This window comes from Arthrobacter sp. AIWTK1, assembly GCF_056680535.1.
In genome coordinates this window covers 287,174-311,015 of sequence record NZ_CM155287.1, presented here as the reverse complement: position 1 = coordinate 311,015, position 23,842 = coordinate 287,174, and the positions used below count along the sequence as shown (strand labels likewise).

Below are 23,842 nucleotides of genomic sequence, written 5' to 3'. Positions count from 1 at the left end.
AACGCTCCTAGTGTTGAAGGCGAGGAATGCCGCATCCGTGCGGCACACAGCCGTCAACAGAGGAGAAGAGTTGGAGATCCAGCCGAAAGCGTCAAGCAACAAGGGACCTGGGGACATGTTCAGCGGCGACGTCTGGTTCGACGTCATCGCCAAGGGCGAAGCACCCTCCCAGCTGCGCGTGAACATGGTCCGTTTCGCCCCTGGCGCGCACACTGCGTGGCACTCGCATGCGAACGGCCAAACCCTGCACGTGACCGAGGGCCGCGGCCTGGTCCAGTCCCGCGGCGGCGAGGTCATCGAGATCCGTCCGGGCGACACCATCTACACGCCCCCGGGTGAATGGCACTGGCATGGCGCTGCACCTGAGCATTTCATGAGCCACCTGGCCATGTGGGAAGCCTTGGGTGAAGGCCAGGAGGGCCCGGAAGCGACCTGGGGCGAGCACGTCACCGACGAGGAATACGGCGCCAGGTAGCTGCTCGGGGTTCCCGGGACGGGTGCCGTGTTACCTCGCCAGGGCGGCAGGGCTAAATTGTCACACCCCCGCGGCAGAGTTATCCCATGGAAGTTATGGGGGAACTTGCAGCAGGAGGGGCGTTGCGGTGGACCAAGCTGCCCGCCGCTGCTGCCGCTGTGCGCAGCCGCGGCCTGCGGAGCGTCCCCGAAGTAATCCAACGCCCCGAGTCCTTAGCGTCCGACGGCAGGGGTTCCGGTGATCTGGCCGGGTGCCTTGCGCTGCTGGTGTCTTTGAGTTCGACGGCGGTGGCGGACGCTGCGGTGATGCGCTTCCGGGAGGCTGCTGACTTCGCGGCCACAGTCGAGGAGATTTCCCGGACCCTTGAATATTTGCAGGTGGTTGCTGCCGGGGCTGTGGACCGGGCGCGGCGGGAGGCTTCCGCTGCTGCGCGGGCTGGTTCCGGTTCCAGTGCGGCGGTGGGCTGGATCACCGGGTGGGGCAGCGAGACGGCTGTGCATGGGCCGATCGGCTGGGCTACCGGCACTCCCAATGGCGGCCCGGGCGCCAGCGATCGAGGCACAGACGCCGCCGCGGTTCCCGGAACGAGCACCGGGGTGCCGAAGTCCAACGATCCGGATCCGGCGGATGACGGGTGCCGGAACACCACCGAGTTCCTCCGCGCCCGGCTGCGGATCAGCGCCGCGGAAGCCCGACGCCGCCTCGCGCTGGCCGAGGCCGTGCTGCCCCGCACCGGGATCACCGGCCACGCCGAACCTCCGGAACGGCCTGTGCTGGCCGCGGCGGTGGCGTCCGGGTCGGTGGGCTCCCGTTCCGCGACCATCATCACCGTCGCCCTGGACCGGGTCCGGCACCACGCCCCCGAAGAGACCATGGCCCGGATGGAACACACCCTGACCCGGACAGCGGCGGAGAACGACACCGATTTCGTCGCCCGGATTGCCCGGCAACTGGTTGAGGCGATCGACCAGGACGGCACAGAACCCTCAGAGGAGGAACTGCGGCACCGGCAGGGCGCCTTCATCCGGAAAACCCGTCGCGGACTGCACCACCTGGAAATCTTCGCCACCCAGGACCAGTACGAACCCCTCCTGACCGTGATGAACATCGCCACCAACCCCCGCACCCGCCCCGGAATGGCTGAAGGCAACAACGGAACCGCCAATGGCGGTGATCTGGACGGGCGCACCCGGCCGCAGCAACTCCTGGACGGGCTCGTCGGCGCCGCCAAAACCGCCCTCGCCACCGGAAACCTCCCCGCAGCGGGCGGTTTGCGTCCCCAGGTCATGGTCACCATCGACTACCGCGACCTCCTCGACCGCCTCGGAACCCCCGGCACCGCATCTTTCACCTTCACGGGGCCAGTCACTGCGTCCACCGTCCGCAAGATCGCCTGCGACGCGGACATCATTCCCGTCCTCCTTGGCAGCGAGGGCCGCGTCCTGGATATCGGCCGCACCACCAGGATCTTCCCGCCCCACATCCGCAAAGCCATCACCGCCCGCGACCAGGGCTGCGCCTTCCCGAACTGCACCATCCCCGCGCCCTGGTGCGAAGCCCACCACATCACCTACTGGTCACACGGCGGAACCACCAGCACGGAAAACGGCACCCTGCTCTGCTCGCATCACCACCACCTGATCCACAAGGAGCAGTGGCAGATCCAGGTCAAAACCGGGATCCCCTGGTTCATCCCGCCACCCCACATCGACCCACGCCAACAACCCCAACGAAACAACTACTTCAGACTCGAGTGATCCTGCCCTGGTCTACCGGCGTGCCGAAATGTATTTCACTCATTGGAAACCCTGACGCCTGGACTGCGGGTTTGGAGGCATGCTGGTGACCACGCCACGGCGAAGCTCCGGACTGGAAAGAAGGAACCAATGTCCCTCAGCGTTGAGGAAATGAACAAACAACTCCCGGTGGCGAACGCGCTGCCCGGCGAGGCCGTCCCTTACTACATGGCTTCCGGGGAGGGTGCCCGGTACGAAATCAACGGGCAGTTGGTCACTGTCATCGCCCGCGCGGCGGACACCGGAGGCATCTTCAGTGCCGCCTATATCTCCGGCGGCATGGGGGCCGAATCCCCCTTCGTGAGCCACAAGGTGGAGCACAAGACCTTGTACGTTTTCGACGGCATCCTGCACGTCTGGCTGCCTGGTGAGAGCCGCATCCTCACTCCAGGTGATTCCGTGGTGATCCCGCCCGGAACGCCGCACGCCTACCGCATGGCAAGCCACTACACCCGCTTCCTGAACTGGATGACCCCGGGCGGCGCCGAGGCATACTACGAACGCGTCGGCACCCCCATCGATTCCCACGTCCCGCCGGTGCGTGCGGGCCACAATCGCAGCGCCCAGGAGCAAGCCGAGGTTGGCGCGGAATTCGGCATCAGTTTTCCGGACGTGGAACGGGTGGCACCCTCCTTCCAGCAGGATGCCGGCCTTCCTGCCACGCAGAGCCCGTACTTCCTCAGCGCCGGCGAAGGTGAGCGCCTGGTGAGCTACCAGACCATGTTCACCTATCTCTCCCGGCCGGCTAACACCGGTTCAAACTACTTCGCGGTGCATACCAAGGGAGCCAAGTCCCCGTACATTCCGCTGCACTTCCACTCGGAGCACACTGAGAACTTCCTGTGCACCGAGGGGCGGATGTGGCTCTACGCCAACGGCCGCGAGGTACTCCTGACCAAGGGCGATTTCCTGCACGCCCCGGCCGGCACCGTCCACTCCTTCGCGTTCGATTCGCACAACACCCAGATGGTTGGCTTCCTGACGCCGTCGGTCTTCAACGGTTTCTTTGAGTACTTCAACAAGCCCACCGAGGACTACATGTACACCGAAGGCGGCGCGCCGTACATGGACATGGAGGGCTTCGGCCGCGCGCAGGCCGAGATGGACCTCACCGTGGTTGGCCCGCCGCCGCAGCGCCGGGCGGCCCTGGATATCTGAGCCGGGCCGCACCAGGCAAAACGCCCTCACCTGACAGGACAGCCGCACCTGACAAAGAAATGGCCCGGACCTCCGAAAGGAAGTTCGGGCCATTCATGTCGGCGGGCCGGCCGCAGCACGCTTTTCTATTCAGCCAACGCCTGGCGCACCAGCTCGCGGCCATAATCGTTGCCGTTGGGCGTGCGCAGGACGGTGTGCATGTGGAACGGCGCAGGCTCGTCGTTGCGGAGGAAGACGCCGGTGTGGTGGTCCAGTTCCATCAGCACCACCGGGCTCTGCAGCCGGAAGTAGAAGGCCTCCTGGCCGTCCCAGCCGCCGATCCAGCTGAACCAGCTCTCACCGTAGTGGTCCTGGATCTCCCGGCGCCGCGCTGCCCTGGGCCCGTCCGGCAGGTAGGCGATGAAGTCCTCCACGAGATCATCCACCACTGCCCGGGCCCCGGGCGGCATGGAGCTGACCGGAATGCCCTCGTAGGGAATCACCCGGTTGTCCTGGAAGCAGCCGCCCAGGTGCCGCTCGTCCCCCGGGTGGATCCGTCCTTCGGGCATGATCGGATCCACCATTGAGCCATAGACCGTGGCGTCAGCCCGGAGCCCGTCAGGCAGCGCCCCCATCAGCTGCCGGGCCAGCGCGGTACGTTCCTTGAAGACTTTGACGCCCCGGTGAGGACCGGCGTCGATAACATCAGGCTCCGCTCCGAGGAACACCGGTGAGATCACCAGCCGAGTGCCCGCCACCAGGCAGTTAAGCGCCACGTGGTGGCCGAAAAGCTGCCAGCCCCACGGTTCGGTCTCGGACGGATCGCCGAACAGGGCAAAGTTGTAGCTGAACTCGTTCATCAGCAGCGGCAGTTCCACCAGTTCCCCGAGGAATCCGTTGATCCGCATGAGGTTCCTGGCCAGCTCGAAGCCGGCCGGGCTCAGGCTTGCCTCCACCACAGCCAGCGCGGCATCGCGGACAGGCGGATCGAGTTCATCCAGCCGCAGCCCGGTGTCATGCTGCATGAACTCCGGGTTGGCCCAGCTTTGCCACTCGTGCGCGTCCACGGCATAGCTCAACCGGGACGCCTGCTGCAGCGTGACCACCTCCAGCAGTTTTCGGCCGGCAGCCACCATCGCTGCCGTGGGCGCTTCCTCGCCTGCCCGTGCGGGCTCCAGCGGATACAGCCCCGGGCGGAGCACGCCGTCGTTCGTTACTCCTGTGAACGGTTCCGGGTAGAGCGCCTCCCAGCCTTTGATCATGGGCCCGGCAAACGAGTCGGTCTTAGCCGCTTCGGCATAGTCCCGGGCAGTGAGGCCGCGGATCCCGGCCACCCGCGGATGGTCCGGAGCGAAAAGAAAATCACGGAATGACGGCGCTGACACGGGAGTCCCTTTCGTTGTACTGCATCTCGTTGTACTGCGTCGGGTGCTGAGAAGAAATATCGGCTGAGCTGCCCCAGCCGGCGGCCACGGACAGCGCTGCCGCGGCTGCTTCCGGCACGCTGCCGCGCCAGGCCACGTGCTGGTCCGGACGGACCAGCACGGCGTCGGCTCCCCACAGGTCGGCCATCGGCGTCCCGTCATCGGAGGGCCCGACGGCGGTGACGGTCACGGGGATGCTCTGCCGGGCCGCGGCTTCGAGTACCGGCGCGAAAACCCGGGCTTCCTGCACCCCGCCCAGGGCGCCGGCGTCGGCCAACAGGGTGAAGCCCTGGCCGAGGAGGCTGTAGACGGAGGTGGAGTCATCCAGCCAGGCGTGAGGAAGCAACGCGCCCGGGCTGGCCGACGCGACGTACCGGATGGGGTCCTCAGCGGGAACCGGTGAACCGTCCGGCACCACCACAAGCGAATCCCCATAGGCGTAGCCGAGCACCAGTCCCAGCGAATCGAACTCGCTCTGCTTCACGGCGAGCGCCTCGTGGGCCGCCTGCCGGGCCCGGAGGCCGTCGTCGCCGGCGCTGCGGAGTGCCGGATCAGCGAAATGGTAGGCGAGGGCCTCGCCGTTCGCGGCGGCGTCGCGGATGGTCCTGGCCGCCACCGGGCGTCGTTCCAGCCCGTAGCTGGCCAGGAGTTCCGGTCCGCCCCAGCCTGCGAGGCTGGCGGCGATCTTCCACGCCACGTTGGCTGCGTCGCCGATGCACGTGTTGAAGCCGTGGCCGCCCCATGGCGGATTCAGGTGCGCCGCGTCGCCCACCAGGAACACACCGTCGCGGCCGTAGCCGGGGGCCAGGAGCATGCGGGCAGTCCAGGGGTCCGTGGCCACCACCTCGACATCCACCTCCGCGCCCACCAGTTCGCGGACCATGGCGACGGCGGCGGCGTCCGTCAACACGCTTGCTGCGGCGGCGTCCACACCCTGGATGATGGCCCACCACGTATCGGCGAGGTCCATCCGGCCCACCATTCCGGCGGTTTCCGCACCCACCACCCAGTACTGGACGGCCGGGGGCAGGGTGATCGAGGAGCCCAGGTCCTTGGAGCGGAACATGATGCTGATGTTGGACAGCGCGGCGGAGCCGCCCTCGAGCCGGATGCCAAGGCTGCGGCGCACGGCGGAGGAACCGCCGTCGGCACCGATCACAAAGCCGGCGGTGATGGTGCGGGTACGTCCGGCACCGTCCGCCACCACGACGGCAGCTCCGGCCACAGCGGTTCCGGGCACAGCTGGTCCGGCAAGAGCAGTTCCGGCCACAGCGGTTCCGGCGAGAGCAGCTTCGGGGTGAACAGCGACCTCTTCAACATGCCACCCGGTCAGCAGGGTGACCAGCGGAGCCTCGGACACCGCCGCGCGGAGGACTTCCTCCAGGACGGGCTGCGGAACCTGCTGGCCGCATTCGGGCTGCGGACCGTAGCGGCCGGGCACCAGCTGGAAGGCGTGCTTGAAGGTCCGCAGTTCATGGGCTGCCGGCCCGGTGAGGCCGGTGCAGAAAATCACATCCTGGGCGTAGTCCACCGGAAGCGGAGCTGCGGCGCGGAGTGCGTCCGCCAGTCCCAGCCTGCGCAGGTGCGTCATGGTGCGGGCGTTGGTGGTCTTGGCGCGGGGCCGCGCCGGATCCACGGACGTCCGCGGTTCGATCACCACGCTGGGGATGCCACGGGATGCCAGGTCCAGCGACAGGAAGAGTCCGCTGGGGCCGCCGCCGGAGATCAGTACCTGCACCTCCTCCGGCAGCTTCTCAGGAGATGCGGATTGCAGGGTAACCATCAGGCACGGCCGCGGAGTGAGATGTCGCCGACCGGAGTGGTCAGCGTGCCGAGGCGGTCGATTTCCACTTCAACGGTGTCGCCGGGCTGCAGCAGCCACTGCGGGGTGCGGGCGTACCCGACGCCCTCCGGGGTTCCGGTGGCAATGACGTCCCCGGGATGGAGGGTGAGGGTCTGGCTGATCAGCGAGATGATGGCCGGCACGGAGAAGATCATGTCCCGAGTGTTGCCGTTCTGGACTTCGGCGCCGTTCACCCGGGTGCGGACCTGCAGGCCGTCCCGGAGGTCGCCCACCTCATCGCTGCTGACCAGCGGGCCCAGGGGGCCCGTGAAGTCGCCGTTCTTTCCCAGGGTCCATTGTGAGGTGAGCTTCTGGGCGCGGCGGGCGGTCAGGTCGTTGAAGGTGGAGTAGCCGAAGACCGCTTCAGCCGCTCCGGCCTCGTCTGCCGACTCCACGCGCCGGCCGATGTAGGCCGCCACTTCGCCCTCCCAATCGAGGCCATCCTCACCGGCGGGCACCGGGACCGGCACGTTTCCCACCGACAATGAGGCCGTCCAGCGGCCGAACAGCGTGGGGTACGGGGGAAGGTCCTGGTCCTTGTAGCTGCCCTCTGCGGCGTGGGCCTTGTAGTTGAGGCCGACGCAAATGACCCGGGCCGATGCCGGCACCAGCGGCACCTCCGTGACGCTGCCGCGCTCCAGCGAACCGTCGTCGAACTGCGAGGCGCCGGACTGTGAGGCGCCGGACGCTGTGGCGGCGGATACGGGCGCGCCGGGCTGCGAGCTGCCAGCCGTCAAAGGGACAGACTTGTCTTGCCAGCCGGCGGCGTCCGCCCAGAACTCGCCCACGGGCGCCAGCGGGAAGACGCGGGAGTCCACCAGGGCCGCTGCCCAGGATTCCCCGCGGTAGTTGATGCCGATGTACTGCATGTGGAGCCTTTCAGGTCTAGCCCGGGCACACGGAGTGCCGGTCAGGCTGGGTTCACGTCAGAAGGTGCGAAGTCAGAAGGTGCAAGGTCAGAAGGTGCAAAGTCAGGAGGTGCAAGGTCAGGAAGCCTGGGCTTGCCTGCGGAAGAAATCGATGGTGGCATCCAGCACCTTCTGCGCTGCTGCCGGGCTTTTGTCCGGCAGCAGCCACATGTGGTCCGCGCCCTCAATGAGGAGAAGTTCGACGTCGGCCCCGGCGGCTTCCAGCGCCGCGGCAAACGTGGTGGCCTGCGCCGGCGGGACGAACCGGTCGGCGGTACCGTGGGCCAGGAAGAACGGCGGCGCGTGTCCGCCGACGTAGCTCAGCGGGCTCGCGGCGGCTGCCTTGTCCGGGGCCTCAGCCGGCTGCGTCCCGATAAGAAGCGCCTCCCGGGAACCGGTGTCGTCGGCCGTTGCGACGGCATCGGGGAGGGCCTGCGCACCCATCCGTACCAGATCAGTGGGCGGGTACCAGGCGGCGACGGCGGCAACGGGCGCCGCACCGCCGGAAGGGCCGTCACCATTGCCGGCCGGTGCACCGGAACCGTCCGCCCCCAGGCCCACCAGGCAGGCAAGGTGGCCGCCGGCGGAATCCCCCCAGGCGTAGATCCGGCCCGGATCGACGTTGAAGTCCGCCGCGTGGGCCCGGATCCAGGAGACCGCCGCCAGGGCGTCCTCCAGCTGGGCCGGAAACACGGCCTCCGAGGACAGGCGGTAGTCCGCCGACACCACGACGAATCCGGCCGCGGCCACACGCTCAAAGGGAGTCAGCGAAAAACCGTCCGTCACCGGCCCGAGGGAGGAACGCTCCCCCACCCGCCAGCCGCCGCCATGGAAATGCACAACGGCCGGCACCGTAACCCGGGATCCGCCCTCCGGTCCGGACTCCGCCGGCAAGTAGAGGTCCAGCAGCAACGGCAATCCGCCGGGATGGGAAAACTCGATCCCCTTCAGGACTTGTCCTGCAGTCATCAATGACTCCATCCGTTGCCATGGCCGGTATCAGGATCGATCCGGCTTCTTCCCTAAGCCTGCTGGACGAAAGCATCGCTGGAAACGGGAAATTTCAATCATTGGAAGGGCTTCGCCGAGCCCACTTCGTCCGCCAGGAACTGCAGGCCGCGCTGCACAACGCCCAGTCCGGCCGAGTGGTTCAGGTAGCCGTGCGTGGCGCCGGCCTCCAGCCTGCACTCCACGGGAATCCCGGCCGAGCGGAGACCGTCAACGAACAGCTCGGCGGAAACGCGCAGGTCATCGTATTCGCAGATCAGGACGGCGGCCGGCGGCAGGCCGGCGGGGTCCGCGTACCCGGGCATGGCGTAGGAGGATGCCATCAGGAGGGGGCCGCCGATATAGTTCTCCACCATCCCGCGGCAATCGTCCGCCGTGAAGCGGAGGATCCGCGGAAGACCCCCCATGCCGGCAGGCTCCGGGTCGCCCGATGCCGGCAGCTCCGCATGCAGGAACGGGTAGGCGAGCACCAGTTTTGCGGGCAGTTGCCGGCCTGCATCCTTCAGGTACAGGGCAGCCCCGACTGCCAGGTTGCCGCCGGCGCTGGCTCCGCCCAGGCACAGGGTCAGCGGATCAGCACCCAGCTCCGCGGCGTGCTCCACGGCCCACAGCCAGGCCGCCAGGACATCCTCGTGCGGCACCGGAAAGTGCACGCCGTCGCGCGCCAGCCGGTAGTCCACGGACAACACCATCCCGCCGGTTCTGGCAGCCACTTCCCGTGCCAGCTGGTCCGCTTCCCGCATGTCCAGGCCGCCCCCGGCGAAACCGCCACCGTGAATCCACACGAGGGCGGGCAGGCCGCCGCCTGCACGTCCGCCGCCCCCGGCGCCCCCGGCGCCGCCTGCACGTCCGCCGTCGGACGCGTCCGTGGTTGGAGAGCCTGTAGTTGGAGAGCCTGTGGTTGGAGAGCCGGTGGAAGCTTCCGGACCTGAAGAGCCCGACGCCGGCCCGCCGTAAATCCGCACCGGCACCGGGCCGTTGGGGCCGGGCACGTCCACGCTCCGGACCGCAACGTCGGGCGCCGTATACGGGGCCGTCCCGGCGCTGAAGGCTTCCAGCCGCTGCAGGCCGGACGGATCCGCCAGGAGCTCGGCGAAGGAGCCGGCGCCGGCCACATGGTGCATGAGGCCGGCCAGCTCCGGATCCACGGTCATGGCCGTGCCGCGAGCTCGGGTGCCCTGGCGGCGCCGTCGGGCAGCGCCGCGACGCAGCTGAACGAATGCGTCCCCGAACCTACGTCATGTGCCGTAGCGTCAGCGTCCGGCAGTACCACAATGGCGGTGCAGCCCGCCGGCACGGTCAGCTGCAGCGTGAAGTCAGGGCCCGCCAGCTTCCAGCGGACCGCGGCCATCCCGTAGGGGGTCTCGTGCCGGGCCTCGGCCCACTCGAGCCCGCCGCCGGGCCGGGGCCGGACCAGGAGCTTCCGGTAGCCCGGTTCGGCCGGCGCCAGCCCGGCCAGGCTGCGGTGCATCCAGTCGGCCACCGCACCCAGGGCGTAGTGGTTGAAGGACGTCATTTCGCCTTCGTTGATGCTGCCGTCCGGAAGCATGGAGTCCCAGCGCTCCCAGATGGTGGTGGCACCCATTGTGACGGGATAGAGCCAGGACGGGCATTCCGTCTGCAGCAGGAGGCGGTAGGCCGCCGTCGTATGGCCGTGGTCGGTCAGCGCGTCGCATACCAGCGGTGTCCCGACGAAGCCGGTGGCGATGCGGTAGCCGTCGGCTTCCACTGCCGCAGCCAGTCCGGCGGCGGCCACAGCTTCCTCCCCGCCTTCCAGCAGTCCGAAGCTCAGTGCCACGGCGTAGGCCGTCTGGGTGGGCGGCAGCAGCTCGCCGCCGGCCACGTAACGCTCGCGGAACACCGCGGCGGCCCGCTGCGAGAGCTCAGCCAGGGCGGCGGCATCCTCGCCCAGCAGCTCCGCCGCCTTGCCGGCCACGCGGGCCGAGTACGCCACGTAGGCCTGCGCCACGAACTGCCAGGGGGTGCGTGCGTCGCCCGGGGAGTCCGGCGGCGCCGCCGGGTCCAGCCAGTCGCCGAACTGGAAACCGCGCTCAAAGCGCAGCTCCGGTCCGGCGGCCTGGGCAGCAGCCTCCAGCCACGCAATCATTCCCGGCAGCTGCCGCCGAAGGAACTCGAGGTCCCCCGTCCGCTGGTAGAGGACCCAGGGGACCAGCACTGCGGCGTCACCCCAGGCGGCCATCACCGGGCGGTCCGGGAAGGGCGGCTTCTCGGCCACCACCTCGGGGACAACCAGCGGCGGCGGACCGTCGGTGCCCTGCTCCGCCGCCATGTCCTTGAGCCAGGACGTGGTGAACCCCGGAATCCGGTACAGGAAGGACGCCGTTGCCGCGAAGATCTGGAAGTCCCCGGTCCAGCCCAGGCGCTCGTTGCGCTGCGGGCAGTCCGTGGGCACATCCACGAAGTTGCCACGCATGCCCCACAGCACGTTGGAGTGCAGCTGGTTCAGCATCGGATCCGAGCATTCGAACGTGCCGGTGCGCACAAGGTCTGAATGGATCACGACGGCGGTGAAGGCCTCCGGGTCCAGCTCACCCGGCCAGCCGGTCACTTCTACATACCGGAAGCCGTGGATGGTGAACTCAGGTTCCCATTGCTCTTCGGCTCCGCCGCGCAGGGTGTAGCGGTCAGTCTGCTTCGCCTCACGGAGCGGCCGGACACCAAGCTCACCATGTTCCAGAACCTCGGCGTGCCGCAGCACCACTTCGGTTCCGGCATTCCCCGTGACACGGAAACGCACGTGGCCCACGAGGTTCTGGCCGAAGTCCAGGATGGCCTTGGCCGACGGCGATGCCAGGACGGCGCGGACAGCCAGCTCCTCCGTTGCGCGGACCGGCGGGCCGTCCGGAGCCACCAGCACGGCGGGGTCGAAGTCCTCCTCGACCACGCGGTCCAGGGCTCCACCGGAACCAGCCCAGCCTTCGGGTTCCAGCCGGGCGTCGTAGCTTTCGCCGACGTAGAGATCTGCCGAGGTGACAGGGCTCCTGCCTGCCAACCAGTCGCTGTCAGTGCCGACCACCATCACGTTGCCGCCGTCGTCGAAAATCTCCAGCTGGGCGATCGCCGCGGTGCGGTTGCCATAGGTGTTGCGTTTGCCCTGGAATCCCAGGTATCCGCGCCACCAGCCGTCCGCCACCTCCAATCCAATGAGGTTGGTGCCCGGCTGCAGGTAATCCGTGACGTCGTGGCTCTGGTAGCGGAGGCGGTGGTGGTAGCTGGTCCAGCCCGGCGCCAGGAGGTCCCGCCCCACGCGCCGGCCGTTGATCGAGGCAACATAGATGCCGTGGGCGCTGGCGTAGAGGCGTGCGGAGGCCACCGGGCCGGTGACCTCGAACGTCCGGCTCAGCCGGGAGGCGGGTTCCGTGTCTTCGCTCGCTTCGTCCCAGGCCGGCCGGATCATGGCTGCCTGCCAGTCCGCCGGGTTCAGGAGCCCGGCTTCGACGTAGGTGACGGGGCTCCACCCGGAGGGGCCGCCGTCGTCGCTGCCCCACACGCGGACCCGGGCGGCGACGCGCTCGCGGCTCTGCAGCGGGGGCGCCGGCCACGGCACGAGGAGCTGTTCGGCGGATTCGATGCGGCCATAGCTGGCCAAGCTGTCTTCGTCCGGGCCGAGCTCCAGTTCGTAGGCGGTCTGCACCCAGTCCGGTGTTTCGGTGCTGACCTGCCAGGAGAGCCGCGGCCGGTCCTCGCCGATGCCGAACGGCTCCTCGTGGTGTTCAAAGCGGAGGGCGGAAGGCACGGCGCTCATCGGATGGCTCCGGGCTTTGCGGTGAGGGTGTGGTGAGTCAACGTCGGCTCGATTCGTCAAAGATGGAGGAGGATTCAGTGCTTCCTCCAGCGTCCCGGAACCGCCAACACCCCCGCTAGCGGAGTTTCATTGACTGAAATCAACGTCCATCAAGCGGTACGCTCAGCTCGAGCAAAGGCAGAACGGGTGGCCGGCAGGGTCAAGGAAGACGCGGAAGGTGGTGCCGGGCTGCGTGTCCGCTTTGGTGGCTCCCAGCTTGATGGCTTCCCGTTCGCCTTCGTCCAGGTCCGCCACCACGAGGTCAAGGTGCATTTGCTGGGGCACGGCCTGACCCGGCCATTCCGGTGCCCGGTAGTCTTCGACCTGCTGGAAGGAGATGCAGTTACTGCCGTCGTCGGGGCGGATCTCGGTCCAGCCGTCTTCGCCCTTGACGTTCCACCCGAGCAGGGCAGCGTAGAAGCCCGCAAGGGCACTGGCGTCGGGGCAGTCAATAACAAGGGTGGGGTAGCGTGCGATAGCCATAGCGGCATGCTACCGCCCGCTGCCGGGCCTGTCGCTAGAGCCCGCGATTTAGAGTTCGCGGACGAAATAGGCCACTGCCATGCTGAGGATTCCGTCCAGCTGGTCTTCAGCAAAGAAGAAGCAGTGGTCGCCGCCCCGGATGGTGACCAGTTCGTTGCGGACACCGGCGTCCGTCAGCGCCGCGGCCAGCAGTTCGCTCTGGGACAGCGGGACCAGGCCGTCGCTGTCGCCGTGGATCAACAGGAACGGCGGCGCGTCGGCAGTCACGTAGCCAAGTGGGCTGGCCGCCGCCAGGAGTGCGGGGTCGGCGGTGCCGCCCACCAGCATGGGACCTGGTTCCATGGTCATGCCCGGCGGCACGGCGGCCATGAGTGCGCCGGACATCAGGCCGGAGGGCATATCCATCACCGGCATGTCCGGCAGCGAGGACACACCGTAGAAATCGACGACGGCGCTGACGGCGCTGGAATGCCCCTGCACGCCCAGCCCGCCCTCAAGGTCCTCACGCGACCCCGTGGCACCCAGCAGCGCGGCGAGGTGTCCGCCGGCCGACTCGCGCCAGGCACCGATGCGGTCCGGGTCGATGCCCAGGGCATCAGCGTGTTCCCGGAGGTACCGGACGGCGGCCTTCAGGTCGTGAAGCTGCGCCGGGAAGGGTGCTTCCAGGGCATGTCGGTAGTCCACGGTGGCGCACGCGATGCCTGACTGGTTGAGCAACCGGAAGACCGAGTCTTTGGCGAACGTGGGCGGCAGTTCGCGGCGGTCACCGAGCTGGAAGGCTCCGCCGTGGATCCACACCACCACCGGGACCGGTCCGGCGCCGTCGCGCGGCAGCCAGATGTCCATGGCAAGGCGCCGGAAGCCGACGGCGATCGCATAGCTGACTTCGCGGTGCACCATCGACACCTCCGACGCCGGATGGGGCGTTCCCGGTGAGTGGAAGGCCGGGAAGGGAGGCGGTGAAGGCATCCGCTCCGGCGCAGCTGTGGTGGTGGCGGTTTCCTGGGTCATGGCGTGCTCCTTGCAAGGCTGGGGTACGTGGCTGCGCCGTCCGCTGCGGCGGAGGCGGCTGCGGGGGCGGCTGCGGGGGCGGCTGCGGGGGAGGCAAAGGTATGGGTTCCGGGTCCGACGACGGCGGCCGGTTCACCGGGCAAGCGGATTTCCGCGGTGGTGCCGGACGGAACGGCGGCCGTGAGCGTCAGCACGCCGTCGTGGATGGCCCAGTCCACCCGGATAGGCCCCTGCGGGCCCCGGTGCGAGGTACTGGCGGAGGTCAACCCGGCGCCCGGACGTGGTTCGATGATGACCCGCTCCCAGCCCGCACTCCCGGGTGCCTGACACAGCCCGGCGGTGTAGCGGTGCAGGAAGGAGACTACGGCGCCCTTGCTGTAATGGTTCAGCGAACCCCGCGCGTTGCCGTCGGGGCCGAGACCGCTCCAGTCTTCCCAGATGGTAGTGGCGCCACGGTCCACCATCAGCAGCCAGGACGGAGCAGAGTCCTGCATCAGCAGCCGGTACGCCAGGTCCAGCTGGCCGTTGTCGGCGAGCGCCGGCAGGAGGTAGGGGGTGGCCAGGAAGCCGGTCCCCAGGTGGGTGCCCGCCTCCCTGACCAGGCCGGCGAGCTGCTCCGTAACGGCGGCGCGGGCGGTATCCGGCACCAGGTCGAAGGCGAGCGCACGAACGCAATTGGCCTGGGTGCCGCCGCGCACTGTTCCGTCGGCCAGCAGGTATTCGTGCTGCCAGGCCCGGCGGACGTTTTCGGATAGCGCCCCCAGTTCGCGGGCTTCTGCGTCCCGGCCCAGGACGGCAGCCACCTTGGCCATGATGGCGGAGGAGTGCCGGTAGTACGCGGTGGCCACGATGCCGTTGTCCATGGACTTGGAGGCGAACAGGTCCGGCGCCGGGCCGCCCGGTTCCATCCATTCGCCGAAATGGAAGCCGGTGTCCCAGAGGTACTGCTCGTGTGGCGCCGGTGTGGGCCGTTCGGCCGCCCTGGCCGGGTGCCGGTTTCCCTCCGCGGTGCGGCGGATGAAGCCGAGCCACCGGTTCATGGCTTCCCAGTTCTCTTCCAGGATTCCGGTGTCACCGGTGGCGAGGTGGATCTCCCAGGGCACCATGACGATAGCGTCGCCCCAGCCTGAGGACCCGTTGGTGAAAGCCATGAATTCGGCACCGGTCACCTCGGGACCGGGCGACGGCGAGATGTTGACGATCACGCCGTTGTCCCACTGGTCGGCGCGGACATCATTGAGCCATTTGCGCGAAAAACCTGCCACGTCGTAGAGGTAGGCGGCGGTGGGCACAAACAGCTGCCAGTCACCGGTCCAGCCCGCCTTCTCACGCTGCGGGCAGTCCGTGGGGACCTCGCAGGCGTTGCCGCGGAAACTCCAGTCCACGATTTCGTGCAGCTTGTTGAGCCGGTCGTCGCTGCAGCTGAAGGTGCCCAGGCGCTCCAGATCGGTCTGCACCAGGCAGCCGACGATGTCCTCCGGCTGCAGCGTTTCAGCCAGGCCCCGGACGGACACGTACTGGAAACCGTGGGCGGTGTGGCGGGGTTCGAACACTTCGCCTGGCACGCCCGCGGAGACCACCGAATCCACCTGCCCGGCGTCGAGGTACTGGCCGGGGTTCTTGAAGTCGATGGGGCGGAGGTGGTCCCGGGTCACCTCGCCGTCGGCGTCGAGTGCTTCCCCGTACACCAGCGTCACTTCGGTCCCGGCGGCGCCGAGCCGGTTGAGCTGGACCCAGCCGTTGATGTTCTGCCCCAGGTCCACGATCTGGTGGCCGCTGCCGAGCCTGGTGATGGAGACCGGAACGAGCTCCTCCACGATCCGGGTGGGCGGCGCCACCGGACCGGTCAGGGTGCTGAAGCTGCCTTCCCGCAGAACGGCATGCCGGGCTGCTTCATCCTGGACAGCCGCCGCCCGGAGGTCCACGCGCTGGCCCGCCATCAGGTCCGCGGCGAGGATCTCCGTCGCCGAAACACGCCACGTCTCATCGGTGCCGATGACCGTCCGGGCTCCCCCGGACTCAATTTCCAGCTGCGCAAGGAACGCCGTCTGCGTTCCGTACTTGTCGGCGTCGCGCGTGAACCCGAAGGAACCGCGGAACCATCCGTCAGTAAGGACGGCACGCACGGTGTTGGAGCCGGGCCGGAGCAAAGGAGCGATATCGAACGTCTGGACCTGCAGCGTGCTGCGGTAGCTCGTGGAGCCGGGGGTGAGCTGCTGGTCCCCCACCCGCTGGCCGTTGATGAACAGCTCATAGATTCCATGCGCCGTGGCATAGGCCCGGGCGAAGGCCGGCGCGGCGTCCAGCGTGAAGTCGCGGTGCAGGGCGTACCCGGGCCGCTGGCCAGGTTCCGGGATCACCGGCTCGTCGGGGCCGATCCACCGGGCGCTCCAGTCGCCGGGGTGCAGCAGGCCCAGCTCCACGGCCATGGGCTCGGACCAGCCGGACAGCTCCTCGGTGCCGTCCGGTGCCACGTTCCAGGTCCGGACTTTCCACTCAAAGCGGTCACGGGACCCAAGGCCCGGCCCGCCGTAGGGCACCAAGCTGTGCTTGCCGCTGTCCATGCGCCCGGTGTCCCAGCCGGTGCTGGCGGTCAGCTGGAACGCGGCCTGCCGGACGGTGCCCTGCGGCGGCGTCCAGCTGAACCGCGGGGTTGTGCTGGTGATGCCGAAGGCCCCGCTGAGGCTCTCAGTCCGGAGGCGCGCGGGATTCGGGGATGCGCGGTGCTCAGTCAACGCGGGTTCCATCAGGCGTAGTGGCAGGCGACGTCGGATGCGCCCACCTTGCGCAGCGCGGGCCGTTCAGAGGTGCACAGTTCCGTTGCCAGCGGGCAGCGCTGGCTGAAGGGGCAGCCGCCCGGCGATACCGCCGCGGCGGCGGCAGTACGCACACCTAGGGCTTCGCGCGCCGCCCGACGCTGGGCCTGTTCCGCGGGCCTCGGCACCGGTGAGGCCGCCACGAGGGCCTGCGTGAACGGGTGCTTGGGCGCCTCAGTCACTGCGGCCGCGGGTCCGCTTTCCATCACCTGGCCGCGGTACAGGACCACCACCCGCTGGGCGAGGAACTGGACCACCGAAATGTCGTGGGCGATGAACAGGTAGCTCAGGCCGCGCTCGTCCCGGAGGTCGGCAAGCAGGTTCAGCACCTGCGCCTGGGTGGAAAGGTCCAGGGCGCTGACCGCCTCGTCACACACCACCAGCCGGGGGTCGCAAATCAGGGCACGCGCCACCGCGATGCGCTGGCGCTGGCCGCCGGAGAACTGGCTGGGATAGCGGTCCACGGCTTCGCGGGGCAGGCCCACGCGTTCCAGCATGGCTTCGGCCTTCTCCCGCGCCTCCGCGGCAGTAACTCCGCGGAGGCGGAGCGGTTCCGCCAGCGAAGCACCGACGGTCTGCCGCGGATTCAGCGAGGAGTTGGGGTCCTGGAAGACGGCCCGCAGTTCGCCGCCCAGGGCACGGCGCTTGGCAGCACCGGCGTGGGTGATGTCCTCGCCCTGGTAGGTGATGGTGCCGCCGGCACTCTTCTGGAGGCCGAGGATCGCCTTGCCGATGGTGGACTTTCCTGAACCGGACTCTCCTACCAGGCCCACGGTCTCGCCGGGGAGGATGCTGAAACTCACCCCGTCCACTGCTGCCGGCACGGCCGCAGCCTTGCGCCCGCGGCCATAGCGGACCACCAGGTCCTTGACTTCCAGCATGGGCTGCTCCGGCGCAACTGCCGCCGTGTCCTGCCGTTCCGCCGTCTCGATGCTCATGCCAGGTCCTTTTCAACGATTTTCAGTACTCGGTGCGTGGGCACTTCGGTGGCAAGCCACTCCAGGCCTTCCACGGCCAGTTCGTCGGCCTTGACGCAGCGAACCCGTCCCTCCTCGGAGCCGGAGGCCAGCAGCGGCACCGGGGTGGCGCAGGCCGATCCGGCGAACTGGCAGCGGGCCGCAAAGCGGCAGCCGGCAGGCCAGTCCTTGGGCTGCGGGACCTGGCCGCTGATGGTGGCCAGCCGTTCAGGCATGTCAGCCGCGGAGTTGGCGTGCGGGTCCGCGGCGAGGAGGGCCAGCGTGTAGGGGTGGCGGGGGTTGTCCAGGATGTTGGCGGTCCGGCCGCTTTCCACCACCTGGCCGGCGTACATCACGGCGACGTTGTCGCAGATATCCGCCACGACGCCGAGGTCGTGCGTCACCATCACCACAGACATGCCGGTGTCCTTCACCAGGGAGCGGAGCAGGGACAGGATTTCAGCCTGGACCGTCACATCCAGCGCGGTGGTGGGTTCATCGGCCACCAGCAGCCGCGGCCGGCCCGACAGGGCCAGGGCGATGGCCACGCGCTGGGCCATGCCGCCGCTGATCTGGTGCGGGTAGGTCTTGAGGATCCGTTCGGCATCCACAATGCCCACCTTTTCAAGCAGGCCGAGGGCTTCTTTCCGGGCCTCTGCCTTACCCATTTTCCGGAGCCGCCGGATGGCGGCAGTGAGCTGGTAGCCCACGGTGAACATGGGATCCAGGGCCCGCATGGGCTCCTGGGAGATCAGGGCGATGTCCCGGCCGCGGATGCCTTCCATGTCGCGTTCCGTAGCGGCGGCGAGGTTTTTGCCGTTCCACAGGATCTGGCCGCCCGTTACCGAGACACCGGAGGGCAGCAGTCCCAGCAGGGACAGCGCCGTCATGGTCTTGCCGCAACCGGACTCGCCAACGAGCCCCAGCACGGTCCCCTGCTCGACGTCGAACGAGACGTCCGTGACCAGCGGAGTTCCGCCGTCGACCCCTACACAGAGTCCGCGGACGCTCAGCTGGCCCTTTCCGGGTGCGGTTTCGGTCCCCGCAGCAGCCACCGGGGCGGCTCCGACGGCGGACACGGCTGCAGCCACTACACTGGCGCGCCGGCGGCGGGCCGCCGCTGACGGCAGGTGGGAGGCGGTGGCGTTGGGCGCCTTGCCCAGGGCGTTGCCGATGGCGTTGGCGGCGAGGACCGTCAGTGCCAGCACGGCGCCGGTGGGGACCATCAGCCACGGGGCGTCGTAGACGTGCTGCGAAGCGCCCTGGATCATGCCGCCCCAGCTGGGCTGCGGGATGGGCGGGCCGAAGCCGATGAACGCCAGGCCGGCCTGGATGAGCATGCCGACGGCGAAGATGAGGGCGGACTGCACCACAATCGTGTTGGTCAGTCCGGGCAGGACATGACGGAGACTGATACCCAGCGTGCTGACACCGTCAACCTTGGCGGCGTCCACGTAGAGCTGGGACTGGAGGGACTTCGCCTGGCCGAGCATCACGCGGTAGATACCGGCGGAGATGAGGACGCCCAGGATCGCCATGATCAGCGGAATGTTCGTCCCCACTGCGCCGATGACGGCCAGGATGATCACCGTGCCGGGCAGGGACATCATGATTTCGGTGGCCCGGCTGATGACCGCCTCAACGCGTTCGCCGGCGGCGGCCGCCATCATCGCCAGGACCGTTCCAAGCACGACGCCGACAATCACCGTGATCAGTGAGGTTCCGAGGGTGCCTGCGGCCGCAGCGAAAATGCGGCTGAGGAGGTCCCGGCCGAGTTCATCGGTGCCGAGCCAGTGGGCCGCGGTGGGACCCGACAGCACGGCGGTGAAGTCCTGGTCTTCGGTCTTGTACGGCAGCCACCACTGGGCTGTCAGCGATGCGGCCACCAGGGCCGCCAGCCAGATGACGCCCGCCACGCCGCCCGGAGAGGCTAGGAGGCGGTGGGCGGAGAACCGGGCGAGGGCGTTCCTGCGCTGGAGCGGGGCGGGAGCGACGGAGGGGATCATGAGGCACGCAACTTCGGGTCGAGGAACTTGGTGGCGAGTTCCAGCACCAGGTTCACAGCCACCACCACAACGGTGGCGATGACCACGACACCCTGCACGGACGGGGCATCGTGGGTGCTGACGGAGTTCTGGACTGCCTGGCCCAGGCCGGGCATGGCGAACAGCTGCTCCGCGATGACCGAGCCGCCGAACAAACCGATGAACTGCAGGGCGATGCCGGCCACGATGGGGAGGCTGGCGTAGCGGAGGGCGTGGACGTAGAGGATCTTCCAAGCGGGCGTGGCTGTGGCACGGAGCGTACGGATATGTTCCTGCTGCAGCGCCTCAAGCATGGAAGCCCTGGTCTGCCGGGCAATGAACGCCGCACCGCCCACGGCCAGGGTGATCACCGGCAGTGCGAGGGACATGGCCCAGTCCTGCGGCGAGACCTCGAAGGGAACGTAGCCGGTGGCGGGAAAGACCGAGGACTGGACGGCGAAGAGGTACACAAAGATGATGCCGATCCAGAAGGCGGGCAGTGCCACGGCCAGGCCGCAGATCCCCCCGACGATCCGGTCCGCGAGGCCGCCGCGCACGGCGGCGGTCACGCCGAGGACGATCCCCAGCGCAGCGCTCAGCACCGTCGCGCCGGCAGCCAGCGACGCGGTCACGGGGAGCCGGTTGGCAAGGTCGGCGGACACGGAGCGGCCGTCGATGAGGGAGATCCCGAAATCGCCCTGGACCGCGTCGCCCAGCCAGCGGAAGAACTGGACCAGCAGTGGATCATTCCAGCCGAGGCGCTGGTTGACCTCGTCAATAGCTTCCTGGGACGCGCCGGCTCCGAGCGAAACTGCTCCGGGGCTGCCGGGCATTGCATGTACCAGCAGGAATGCCAGCACCGCCACCACCAGCACGGTGGCGAGCGCCATCAGCAGGCGCTTGGAAATGAATAGTGCCATGGTGACCTCCATCGGTCAGGATCTGCCGGGCTGCCCTCCGTGCGGAAAGCAGCCCGGCAAAGTCCGGGTATTAGCTGGCTGGTGCGTAGGACGAAAGCAGCGGGTACGCGTTGGTACCGGCGAACTCCACCTGCTTGATCTTCTTGGTGTTGTAGCCCTGGTTGGTGAGGGCTTCGTAGAGCGGGATCATCCAGCCGGATTCCACCAGCCGGGTGTTCAGTTTGGTCAGCGCAGCCTTGCTGGCGGCATCGTCCTTGGCTGCGGCAGCCTCGCCGGTGGCAGCGCTCAGCTGGTCGTCGGTGGCCTTCTGCACATTCGTGAATCCGTTAAGGATTGCTCCGTACATCACGCCCACCGGGTTGTCCCAGTTCAGCGGCGCATAGCCGAGCGGCGTGGTCGCCACCGCGGCAAACGCTTCATCCGTGGAAGCGGCCATCTTGACGTTCATGGTGATTCCGACGGCGGCAAGGTCCTTCTGGACGGCCTGCAGGTCCGTCTGGGTCTGGGCGCTGGCGATGATGGTGAATTCGAAGCCGTTGGCGTAGCCGGCTTCCGCCAGCAGGCTCTTGGCCTTCGCCGGGTCATAGGTGAACCGGCTCTCCAGCTCCTCGGTGAAGCCCGCGGAATCCTTGGGCAGGGCGTTCCAGGCGGGGATGTCACCCTTGTGCAGGGCATCCACCAGGGCCTTGCGGTTGATGGCGTGCTGGATGGCCTGGCGCACCTTCTCGCTGCCGAAGGCCGGAGCGGTCTTGCCGGTCTTGTCAAAGGAAATCATGGTGTTGACCGTGCCGCCGATCTGGGACACGCCAACACCCTTGGATTTGGCGAAGTCCACGGTGGACGACGTCAGCATGGCGACGTCGGCCTGTCCGGAGACGAGGGCGTTGGCCCGCGCCTGGGGATCCTGGATGACGCTGAAGGTGACCTTGCTGAAGGCGTATTTTGACGCGTCCGGGCTCTTGTCATTCTTGACCAGCACGTACTTGTTGCCCTTCACCGTGGAGGGATCCAGGGTGTACGGGCCGGAGCCGTCCGGGGTCGCAGCCAGGCTGGCGGTGTCCTTGACGCCGGTCTTGCCGACGATCATGCCGGTGGTGGAGGCCAGGTTCTTCTCGAATCCCGGTTGCGGCTTGGCAAAGGTCAGTGACACCTGGGTGGGGCTGACCACGTCCACGGAGGTGATTTCCTGGGCGCCGCCCTTGGCGACCGCCGAGTAGGCGCTCAGTGCAGGATCGGACCGGCGGTCCAGGTTTGCCTTGACCAGCTCGGCGTCGAGCTTTGACCCGTCGGTGAACGTCACGCCGTCCTTGAGGGTCAGCGTCAGGACCGTGCTGTCCGCGTTGTAGCTGAACTCCGTGGCCAGGCCCGGGCCTGCGGATCCGTCCGGCTGGAGGGTCATCAGGCTGTCGTAGAGGCCCTCGAAGAACTGCCGCTGGGCCGCCGAAACCCGGAGCGGATCAAACCCGAACGAAGCAGAGTCGCTATCGATGGCGAGCGTCAGGTTGCTGGTGTCCGCTTTGGCGGTCGCCTGGCTGGAGCCGCCGCAGGCCGTCAACGAGCCCAGGAGGAGCGCTCCGGCCAGTACGGCGGAGCTGCCGCGTGCGGTGGAGTTCAGAAGTTTCATGTAGTGCGCCTTTGCATTCTGATGTGACAACGGAGGGAAGCAGTTATGGGGGCCAGGCGTGTGGCCGGCTCCCCTCAAGCATCGATGGCGGCTATTCGGGGGAGACACGAGGATTTCATTGGTTGAAATACTTATGTGTTGGCCGTCACGAGGAGGCGCTTGGCGGACCAGGTGCTTCGGCGAGGAGTCTTCCAACTAATGAAAGTGCCGGTCCCGCCGACCGGGTCGACCGCCGAGGATGGACAGTCAGCCCAGGCACAGTCGCTTGGCGCTTGCATCGAAAGGAACCAGATGACCGACTCTTTTGCCTTCCCGCAGGATTTCCTCTGGGGCGTTGCCACGGCAGCCCACCAGGTCGAAGGAAACAACGTCAACAGTGACTGCTGGTTCCTGGAAAGGCTCCCCGGCACGATCTTCGCCGAACCGTCCGGGGACGCCGTGGATCATTACCACCGGTACCGCGAGGACATCGCCCTGATCGCCGGCCTGGGGTTCACCAGCTACCGCTTCTCGCTGGAGTGGGCACGCATCGAGCCCGAAGAAGGCTGTTTCTCGGTGGCGGAGCTCGACCACTACCGCCGCATGCTGGAGGCCTGCCACGAGCACGGGCTTACCCCGGTGGTCACGTTCCATCACTTCACGTCGCCCCGGTGGCTCCTGGCGGCCGGCGGCTGGGAGGATTCGCGGACGCCCGGACTGTTCGCCCGCTACTGCGACCGCGCCATGAGGCACCTCGGCGACCTCATCGGTGTGGCCTGCACCCTCAACGAAGCCAACCTCCCGTGGCTGCTGAAGGAACTCGGCCTGGGCGGGGAGGCCGCCGAGCACCGTGGAGAAGTGCCGATGTGGGCGGCCGCGGCAGACCGGCTCGGGATCGATCCGAGCCGCGTGGCGCCCTTCCAGTTCACGGTTTCCGAGGCAGGCTTCGATATCAAGCTCGCAGCACACCGCGAGGGCACGGCCGCCATCAAGGCAATCCGCCCGGAACTCCAGGTCGGCTGGACCCTGGCCAACACTGACATCCAGGCAGCCGATGGCGGACGGGACCGGGCGGACCGGATCCGCCGTGAGGTCAACGAACGCTTCCTGGCGGCTTCCCGCGGCGACGACTTCGTGGGGATCCAGACGTACGGCCGGACGGTGTTCGGGCCGGACGGCGTTGTACCCGCTCCCGAGGGGGCCGAGACCAACCAGATGGGCGAGGAAATCTACCCTGAGGCCCTCGAAGCGACCATCCGCGAGGCAGCCCGCATCGCCGGGATTCCTGTCATGGTCACGGAGAACGGACTGTCCACTGACGACGACGCCCAGCGCGCGGCCTACCTCCGCACAGCGGTAGCCGGCGTGGCGTCCTGCCTGGCTGACGGCATCGACGTCCGCGGCTACATCGCCTGGACGGCCTTCGACAACTTCGAGTGGATCTTCGGCTACGGTCCGAAGTTCGGCCTCATCGCGGTGGACCGGACCACGCAGGAACGGACCCCCAAGGAAAGCGCGCACTGGCTCGGCAGGCAGGCACAGGCGCACGCGCACGCGCACGCGCACGCGGCGCAGCGTGAGGTGGCGACCAGCAGGACAGTGCAGCCTGCCTGACCGGATCGGCGCACCCGCC

Annotated in this window: 17 protein-coding genes; 4 read left to right on the top strand and 13 right to left on the bottom strand. The window is 68.1% G+C overall.

Features of this window, described 5'->3' with window-relative positions; all coding sequences use genetic code 11:
• Nucleotides 1-70 precede the first annotated feature (70 nt).
• The 3 genes from AC1MDG_RS01505 to AC1MDG_RS01495 all read left to right on the top strand — a co-directional run bounded on the left by AC1MDG_RS01505 (nt 71) and on the right by AC1MDG_RS01495 (nt 3,429).
• The gene (locus tag AC1MDG_RS01505) at nt 71-475 is read left to right on the top strand and encodes a (R)-mandelonitrile lyase (RefSeq protein ID WP_479807050.1); all 405 of its coding nucleotides are present in this window, start codon (nt 71-73) and stop codon (nt 473-475) included.
• Between the two features lie 86 nt (nt 476-561).
• Nucleotides 562-2,232, top strand: a complete 1,671-nt coding sequence (locus AC1MDG_RS01500; RefSeq protein WP_479807049.1) for an HNH endonuclease signature motif containing protein — start codon at nt 562-564, stop codon at nt 2,230-2,232.
• Between the two features lie 129 nt (nt 2,233-2,361).
• Nucleotides 2,362-3,429 (top strand): quercetin 2,3-dioxygenase, encoded by a 1,068-nt coding sequence (locus AC1MDG_RS01495; protein ID WP_479807047.1) that lies wholly within the window; start codon nt 2,362-2,364, stop codon nt 3,427-3,429.
• A gap of 125 nt (nt 3,430-3,554) precedes the next feature.
• Here the strand turns inward: AC1MDG_RS01495 and AC1MDG_RS01490 are convergent, their stop codons facing one another.
• The 13 genes from AC1MDG_RS01490 to AC1MDG_RS01430 form a co-directional block, all read right to left on the bottom strand.
• Nucleotides 3,555-4,793, bottom strand: coding sequence for a DUF3500 domain-containing protein (locus AC1MDG_RS01490; protein WP_479807046.1), 1,239 nt, complete (start codon nt 4,791-4,793; stop codon nt 3,555-3,557).
• Nucleotides 4,771-6,615, bottom strand: a complete 1,845-nt coding sequence (locus AC1MDG_RS01485; RefSeq protein WP_479807044.1) for an FAD-dependent monooxygenase — start codon at nt 6,613-6,615, stop codon at nt 4,771-4,773. Before AC1MDG_RS01485 ends, AC1MDG_RS01490 begins: the two co-directional genes overlap by 23 nt.
• Nucleotides 6,615-7,544: a fumarylacetoacetate hydrolase family protein gene (locus tag AC1MDG_RS01480; RefSeq protein ID WP_479807043.1), complete on the bottom strand. Its 930-nt coding sequence runs from the start codon at nt 7,542-7,544 to the stop codon at nt 6,615-6,617. Before AC1MDG_RS01480 ends, AC1MDG_RS01485 begins: the two co-directional genes overlap by 1 nt.
• A 117-nt stretch (nt 7,545-7,661) precedes the next feature.
• Nucleotides 7,662-8,552 (bottom strand): alpha/beta hydrolase fold domain-containing protein, encoded by an 891-nt coding sequence (locus tag AC1MDG_RS01475; RefSeq protein ID WP_479807042.1) that lies wholly within the window; start codon nt 8,550-8,552, stop codon nt 7,662-7,664.
• Between the two features lie 98 nt (nt 8,553-8,650).
• Nucleotides 8,651-9,745, bottom strand: a complete 1,095-nt coding sequence (locus AC1MDG_RS01470) for an alpha/beta hydrolase fold domain-containing protein (RefSeq protein ID WP_479807040.1) — start codon at nt 9,743-9,745, stop codon at nt 8,651-8,653.
• Nucleotides 9,742-12,357 (bottom strand): glycoside hydrolase family 78 protein, encoded by a 2,616-nt coding sequence (locus AC1MDG_RS01465; RefSeq protein WP_479807038.1) that lies wholly within the window; start codon nt 12,355-12,357, stop codon nt 9,742-9,744. The genes AC1MDG_RS01470 and AC1MDG_RS01465 overlap by 4 nt, the downstream gene beginning before the upstream one ends.
• A 162-nt stretch (nt 12,358-12,519) precedes the next feature.
• Nucleotides 12,520-12,879, bottom strand: coding sequence for a VOC family protein (locus AC1MDG_RS01460; protein ID WP_479807036.1), 360 nt, complete (start codon nt 12,877-12,879; stop codon nt 12,520-12,522).
• A 48-nt stretch (nt 12,880-12,927) separates the two neighbouring features.
• Complete coding sequence (locus tag AC1MDG_RS01455) at nt 12,928-13,890, bottom strand: alpha/beta hydrolase fold domain-containing protein (protein ID WP_479807034.1); 963 nt, start codon at nt 13,888-13,890, stop codon at nt 12,928-12,930.
• Nucleotides 13,887-16,625: an alpha-L-rhamnosidase gene (locus AC1MDG_RS01450; RefSeq protein WP_479807032.1), complete on the bottom strand. Its 2,739-nt coding sequence runs from the start codon at nt 16,623-16,625 to the stop codon at nt 13,887-13,889. Before AC1MDG_RS01450 ends, AC1MDG_RS01455 begins: the two co-directional genes overlap by 4 nt.
• An 11-nt stretch (nt 16,626-16,636) precedes the next feature.
• On the bottom strand, nt 16,637-17,644 hold the full coding sequence (locus AC1MDG_RS01445) for an oligopeptide/dipeptide ABC transporter ATP-binding protein (RefSeq protein ID WP_479807030.1): 1,008 nt from the start codon (nt 17,642-17,644) through the stop codon (nt 16,637-16,639).
• Nucleotides 17,641-19,668: a dipeptide/oligopeptide/nickel ABC transporter permease/ATP-binding protein gene (locus AC1MDG_RS01440; protein WP_479807029.1), complete on the bottom strand. Its 2,028-nt coding sequence runs from the start codon at nt 19,666-19,668 to the stop codon at nt 17,641-17,643. Before AC1MDG_RS01440 ends, AC1MDG_RS01445 begins: the two co-directional genes overlap by 4 nt.
• A complete protein-coding gene (locus AC1MDG_RS01435) occupies nt 19,665-20,618 on the bottom strand; it encodes an ABC transporter permease (RefSeq protein ID WP_479807027.1) in 954 nt (317 codons plus the stop codon). Before AC1MDG_RS01435 ends, AC1MDG_RS01440 begins: the two co-directional genes overlap by 4 nt.
• Nucleotides 20,619-20,676: 58 nt before the next feature.
• Nucleotides 20,677-22,230, bottom strand: coding sequence for an ABC transporter substrate-binding protein (locus tag AC1MDG_RS01430; RefSeq protein ID WP_479807025.1), 1,554 nt, complete (start codon nt 22,228-22,230; stop codon nt 20,677-20,679).
• 291 nt (nt 22,231-22,521) lie between these two features.
• Between AC1MDG_RS01430 and AC1MDG_RS01425 the strand changes: the two genes are divergently transcribed.
• Nucleotides 22,522-23,823 (top strand): glycoside hydrolase family 1 protein, encoded by a 1,302-nt coding sequence (locus AC1MDG_RS01425; protein WP_479807023.1) that lies wholly within the window; start codon nt 22,522-22,524, stop codon nt 23,821-23,823.
• The last annotated feature ends 19 nt before the right edge of the window (nt 23,824-23,842 follow it).